The sequence below is a fragment of the Actinomyces bouchesdurhonensis genome, from assembly GCF_900128465.1.
GTDB classification, from domain to species: Bacteria; Actinomycetota; Actinomycetes; order Actinomycetales; family Actinomycetaceae; genus Pauljensenia; species Pauljensenia bouchesdurhonensis.
In genome coordinates this window covers 128,249-134,693 of the sequence record NZ_LT635863.1, presented here as the reverse complement: position 1 = coordinate 134,693, position 6,445 = coordinate 128,249, and the positions used below count along the sequence as shown (strand labels likewise).

The 6,445-nt window shown below is 67.3% G+C and carries 3 protein-coding genes and 2 pseudogenes; all 5 read right to left on the bottom strand.

Features of this window, described 5'->3' with window-relative positions:
• Positions 1–2,790: S8 family serine peptidase (locus BQ7477_RS01735; RefSeq protein WP_234968625.1), on the bottom strand; the 2,790-nt coding region annotated here is incomplete at its 3' end.
• 812 nt (positions 2,791–3,602) lie between these two features.
• Positions 3,603–4,343: pseudogene (locus BQ7477_RS01725) on the bottom strand (leucine-rich repeat protein); the annotation flags it as partial.
• Complete coding sequence (locus BQ7477_RS01720) at positions 4,228–5,295, bottom strand: nucleotide sugar dehydrogenase (RefSeq protein ID WP_338072941.1); 1,068 nt, start codon at positions 5,293–5,295, stop codon at positions 4,228–4,230. The gene BQ7477_RS01720 and the pseudogene BQ7477_RS01725, both read right to left, overlap by 116 nt.
• A 287-nt stretch (positions 5,296–5,582) precedes the next feature.
• Positions 5,583–5,789 (bottom strand): annotated as a pseudogene (locus BQ7477_RS01710) (AIR carboxylase family protein); the annotation flags it as partial.
• A gap of 65 nt (positions 5,790–5,854) precedes the next feature.
• On the bottom strand, positions 5,855–6,445 hold a 591-nt coding region (locus tag BQ7477_RS01705), incomplete at its 5' end, for an ATP-grasp domain-containing protein (RefSeq protein WP_129582468.1).

The window sequence follows — 6,445 nt, the reverse complement described above, 5'->3', positions numbered from 1 at the left end:
CAGGTAGATCGTCGACGGACCCCCGCCGATGCTCGTCAGCGCGTCTGTCAACGGGACGTCGAAGTGGCGGTGCACCAGCCCGTCCTCCCAGCGTTCGGTCGGGTAGACCTCGGCGCCGCGTTCGACGATGGGACCGTCGGCGGTGGCCGAGAAGCCGACGGCCGATATGGGCGAGGAGTCGGCGACGTCGAAGGAGAGTGTGCGGTCGTTGCCGTCGCCGCTCACCGTCACGTTCGAGATGACGGGGGCCTTGGTGTCCAGCGTGAGGCCGTAGCTGATCTGCTGGGTTGAGGGCGAGGGCCCCTCGGTCGTGCCCTCGATCGTCAGCGTGTAGCGTCCGTCCGGCAGCTCGCTTCCATCGGGCGCGTAGCCGGAGAACCAGGGGTTGCAGCCGGGCACAGAGTCCTCGACGGTGCGCGGCGAGCGCGTCTGCACGTCGTAGATGGACCGATCCGCGCGCCCGCACGTGAAGGTGCGGATGGTTTGGCCTGCCTCGTTGGTGAAGGTGTAGGTCAGGGAGGCGACGTCGCGCAGCAGCACGGTACCCGGGTGCACGCCCCTGCGCGCGTTTTCGCCCGTCGAACGGGTGATGATGAAGAGGTCGGGATCGACCCCGTTGATCATCCGCTCGTCCTCGACGTCGAAGGGGCTCTGCTGTCCGAACGGGAGGTTTCCGTCCATGAAGGTCGACCCGTAGCCGCTGATGTGGTTGTTCGGGGTGACCTGGTCGAAGATGGCGGGCGCGCCCCAGGAGCCGTAGAAGCCCATGTAGGGGACGGTGAGGTTCGGAGTTCCGTCGGTGCTCGTGAAGGTGACGGCACCGTCGATGAACGTGCCCTTGGGGGTGTTCGCGGCCGCGTACGAGGCGAAGGCTTCGCGCGGGGTCACGGTGACGGTCACGGTGGCCTCCCCCTTGGCGGGCACGGTCACCGAGTCCGCGGAGAACGTCAGGTCGATGCCCTGCCCCGCCCAGTTGGTCGAGTGGTGCGTCAGCAGCGTGCTCTCGACCTTTTCGGACAGCGCCTGGCCTCCGAGGGTGAAAGTGCGCGCGGTGTCGGAGACGTTCGTCAGCGTCACTTGGAAGGTCCACCCGGAGGTGCCCTCACCCAGGTCGGCCTTGGGACGTGACGGGTTCGCCGCGCCGACGACGGTCGGGTACACGAACGAGGTCGTGGCCCCCGCAGCGTCGACCATGCCGGCACCCACTCGGCGGGGCGAGTAGAAGGTACCGTCATCCTGCTGCGGGTCCGTGATCGGGCGGGCGGTGCCCATCAGGAGCTTCGTGACCGCGGCGTTCTTCTCGGCGTCCGACAGACCCGCAAACGCCGGGTCGGATGCCACGCGCTGACGCACGAGGGTGGCGACAGCGGCGGCCTGACCCGAGGCCTCGGCCGTGCCGGACTCGTTGTCGTAGTCGTTTCCGGGCGTGGCGGACGCGACCCTGCCACCGGGTGCTGCGACCTCGGGCTTGAGCCGCAGGTCAGGGGTCGCGCCGGTCGAGGAGAAATCCGACGCGGATAGGCCCTCGGGCACGGTGAGTGTCGTCGAGGGAGAGACACTGACCTCGATCGATCCGGTGTCGGAGGCTTTGATCGCGTCGTAGAGGCGGTTGCGATCCGAGGTCGTGATGGTACCCATCGGGATGCTAAACCAGCGGTCGACCGACCACTTCACGGGGGTTTCGGTGTCGTACCAGTGGCCGAGCAGAACGCCGGCAGGCTTGCTCGTCAGGGACTTCAGGGCCTTGATCTTGTGCTTGACCTCCACCGAGTTGCCCCGCGAGTCGGTGCCTCCCAGCTCTTCGAGAAGGATCGTGTGGGACAGGTCCCCATAGTCCGCGCCCAGGTACTTCGTCAGGTCTTCGCTCGAGCCGTTTCCGGCGTAGACGACGCGGTAGGTTCCCTCGGCGAGAGAGTCAAAGCCCGGTCCGTCGCCCTTGCCCATGCGGGTGACGGGGCGGTATCCGATCAGGTGATCACCGTAGGCGATGGCTCCCATGATCTCCTGCTCGTCGACCGAGGCCACCGCGAGTGTCGAGGAGAAGGCGGCGGGGAAGCCAAGCGCACCGTTATCCGGGTCATCGGCGCGCCCGTAGCGCTCAACGTCCCCGGCGGGCGCGTAGACGGTCGTGCCCTGCGCACCGAGGGTCTCGTAGACCTGGGAATAGAGGGACGCGGCGGCGTCGCTCATTCCTTCGGTCTTGGAGAAAGACACGGAGACGACGTCGGGGCGCAGGACCATCGCGTCGTCAAGCGCCGCCAGCAGATCCACGTCGCTCGCATTGTTGCCCGGATCCTTCGTCACCTTGGCGACGATGAGCTGCGCCTCGGGTGCCGCCCCGGAGAACTGTCCCCCGTTGGCGGCCGCGAGGGCGGCGACGCGCGTGCCCTGGGTGTTCGCAGCGCGCGCATCATCGCCTCCTTCGTCCGTGGCGAGCACGTTCGTGTCCCCGTCACCGTAGTCGTAGGCGAAAGGAATCTTGGGGCTGACCCAGACTCCCGCCTGGCCCGCCCCGAGCTGGGAGATCAGGGAAGCCGCCCCATCCTGCGTGAGGCGCAGTGACGCGGCATCCAGGTCGCCGGCAAAGGCCTCGTGCGAAGTATCGATGCCGCTGTCGATGAGCTCGATGACCTGCCCCTGGCCCTTCTGCGTGGCCGCGTTGGCCCGCATCATCCTCGCCGCCGCTCCGGACGTGATGCCGGTGTCTCCACCGCCAGCGGCACGGTATTGTCCGTTGATCTCCTCGTCGGTGACGAACGTGTTGTTGCCGTCCAGGAACGCGCCCTTCACGCCGGCCGTCGCCCGGATCGCGCTGAGGGTCGAGGCGGGGGCCTGGATCGCGAATCCATCGAAGGCGTGGAGGTAGTCGCGCNGCTGTCGATGAGCTCGATGACCTGCCCCTGGCCCTTCTGCGTGGCCGCGTTGGCCCGCATCATCCTCGCCGCCGCTCCGGACGTGATGCCGGTGTCTCCACCGCCAGCGGCACGGTATTGTCCGTTGATCTCCTCGTCGGTGACGAACGTGTTGTTGCCGTCCAGGAACGCGCCCTTCACGCCGGCCGTCGCCCGGATCGCGCTGAGGGTCGAGGCGGGGGCCTGGATCGCGAATCCATCGAAGGCGTGGAGGTAGTCGCGCACATCGGAGATGGTGGCGCCCGGGCTGGCAGCCGCCACGGCCTCGCCGATGCGCGTCTTCATCTGCGCGTAGTACGAGGCGCGCTCGACTCCGTCATCACGCGCGTCGAGTTGGACGATGATCGTGCTGGGCGAGTCATCGCCGGCCTGCTGGGACGACGAGGCCTGGGTTGCGTCGGCGTCGTCCGCGAGAGCCGCGGGCACGCCGACCGTGGTCAGAGCGAGGGCGCCGACCGCTATGAGCGTCAACGCTACGCGTCGGTGATGGAACATTATCGGCTCGCTTTCTTCACATCTAAAGTGTTGAGCTGTATGAGGGTGAGTGATCGTGCGGCACGTCACAATGCGCGCGACGAGGCAAAACAGTGCATTGCCGCGCCTCGCGTCGCCATGCGGGCGCGCCCGCTCACCCGGCACAAGTCCGGGCGGGGCGGGCGCGACACATGAGTAGTCCTTCGGGTCGGTGAATCAGCGGATCAGCTGGCCGGTCTCGGAGAAGCTGTAGTACCGCCACCCGATCCAGACGCGACCGGTTGCCATCTGGCCGCTCCCGGGCTTCAGGTAGTACCAGGCGTCACCGTCCTTGAGCCAGCCGGTCTTCATCTTCCCGGTCTGCGGGTCCAGGTAGTACGAGTGGGAGCCATCCGTGATCCAACCCGTGGCCATGGCACCCGTACTCGGGTCCATGTAGTACCAGGAGACACCGTCGAGAACCCAACCGGTGACCTGAGCGCCCGAGACGGCGTGGTAGTACCACGAGCCCTGCTCGAAAACCCAGCCGGTGCGCATGTAGCCGTCGGCGTCGAAGCGATACACCTTGCCGCCGATGGTCTTACTCGTGTTGGTTGGATAGGTTCCATCCGCGTAGCGGTACCACCAGCCGCGAACGCCCCAAGCCCACTGGCCCTGCGCGGGCGTCGTATCAGACGAGGCCTTCACGGTCGTCGAAGTCACGGCGTGGGGATCCTGACGCACGTCGAAGCGCAGCGACGCATCAGCGCTGGTCGGAGTCCAGGTGTAGGAGGAGGTCGACGCGCTCTGGTCCGAGCTGCCCTGCATCGACGCCCAATCCTGAAGGACAGTCTCGGTGCCGTCAGCGCTGACCTGCACGACGCGCAGCTCGCGTCCACCCAGGGTGCCGCCCTGCGCGGAGACGTTGATGGTCGTCGGCGTGCCCACCGCGGTGGTGAGCGTGTACCCGGCCCCGGCCCGCCAGAGAACCCAGCAACGCGGCGGCGCGCCAGACCGCATACGCTGGCATCTCAGCGTTCGCGGCGCGCGCGGCGACCACGATGGTCGCGTCCGGATCCCCCGCCACATACAGGCGCGGATAAACGGGAATGCAATGCCCACCGACCGCGATCCCGGGCCGGTGAATGTGAGAATACGGCTGAGAGTTGCACGCCTCAATGACGCGAGCAACATCGACGCCGATCGTGTCCGCGTAGCGCGCGAACTGGTTAGCCAAACCAATATTGACATCCCTGTAGGTGGTTTCCGCGAGCTTGGCCATCTCCGCGGCCTCCGCCCCACCCATGGGCCACACTCCGTTGGGGCGCGGCAGATCGTCACGCTTCTCGAAAGAAAGGACCGCCTCGTAGAAGGAGACGCCGCGAGCCTCGCCGGATTCGCTCAGCCCCCCAACCAGCTTCGGATAGCGCGCCAGGTCCGCGAAGACGCGGCCTGTCAGGACGCGCTCAGGCGAGAAAACCACATCGAAATCGCGCCCCTCGACCAGGCCGGACACCTCTTCGATGAGGGGCTTGTAGCGTCCACGCGTCGCACCCACCGGCAGAGTCGTCTCGTAGGAGACGAGCGTGCCGGGACTCAGGTGAGCGGCCATGGAACGCGTCGCGGCGTCCATGATCGAAAAATCGGGGCGACTGCGCTCATCAACGACCAGAGGAACGACCATGATGACCGCGGCGGCGCCCGGGATTGCCTCACCGTACTCGGTCGTGGCGCGCAAGGCATCCGAAGCGACAAGCGGCGGCAGATACTGGGCCAGGTGCGCCTCGCCCGGAAAAGGCTCAGCACCCCCGTTGACCAGGTCGACCACCCGCGGATTCACGTCCACGCCGACAACGCCGTGACCGCTGCGCGCATAGTGCACCGCCAGCGGCAACCCAATCTTGCCCATCCCGACGACCGCGATCCGCATGCGGCTCCCCCTTTTCTGGCTCTGGCCTCGTCAAACACCCCCAGTGTAATGCCCCTCCACACCTACAATGGGGGCGTGGATCGCGCGCTCAATCTCCTCCTCTACCCCTCAAACCTGGCCTCACCGGGACGCCTGGTAAAAATCGCGCGCTCACTGTCCCCCCTGTTTTCGCAGACGCACATCGTCGGCATCGACCAGGGCAACCTACCCACAGACGAGGCCCTGTCCCCCACCGTGCACCTGACGCGGATTCGGGGCGCGTCGCTGGGCGCGCCCCTGGGCGGGCTGCGAGTCGAGGCGCTTCTCCCGTAGGCGACCATGTCTTCGGGCATGCGGTGGGCGGAGACGACGCCGACCTCGCAGGCGATGTCGAACTCGGCGAGGGCGGCGACGGCGGGTTCCATGGTGGGCCAGTCGGAGTCGGAACCCATGACGACGCCGACGAGGGGGTTGTCGCCGGTTGCGGTGAGCTGGATGTCGAGGTCGGTGGTCATGAGGGGCCTTTCGGGAGAGGACGAGGCCGGGGCGGGATTGTCGCTCGGCCGGGGTGGGTGGTGGGTTAGTCGCAGGTGCCTCGCAGTGCTTCGACTGCTGCGCGGGCGCGGGCGAGGGCCGCGCCCGGGTCTTCGTCGACGACGGTGACGTGGCCGAGTTTGCGACCTGGACGCACTTTCTTACCGTAGAGGTGAACTTTAGCTCTTCCTCCCCCGGCAGTGAAGGCGTCGGTGAGGGCGCGGGCGGGCTGGTCGTACGCGGAACCCAGCAGGTTGACCATGACTACGTGCGTCCCTGGGGCCTTGAGGTCCGTGGAGCCGAGCGGCAGGTCCAGGACGGCGCGCAAGTGCTGCTCGAATTGGCTGGTGACGGCCCCGTCGATGGTCCAGTGCCCGGTGTTGTGGGGACGCATAGCGAGCTCGTTGACGAGGACGTGTTCGTTCGCGCCCTCACCCACGACGAACATTTCAACGGCCAGGACGCCGGTGACACCCAGTTCGGCGGCGATACGTTCGCCGATGCGGCGGGCTTCGGTGGCTGTTTCGGGGCGGATGCCCACCGCTGGTGCGGTGACCTCGGCGCACACGCCGTCGTGCTGGACGGTGGAGGCCACGGGCCAGGAGGCGATCTGCCCGGAAGGCGTTCGGGCCAGGGG

What these genes read in the sequence shown, in the direction of transcription:
- BQ7477_RS01720 (WP_338072941.1), bottom strand. Translation starts at nt 5,295, where the DNA reads ATGCGGATCGCGGTCGTCGGGATGGGCAAGATTGGGTTGCCGCTGGCG.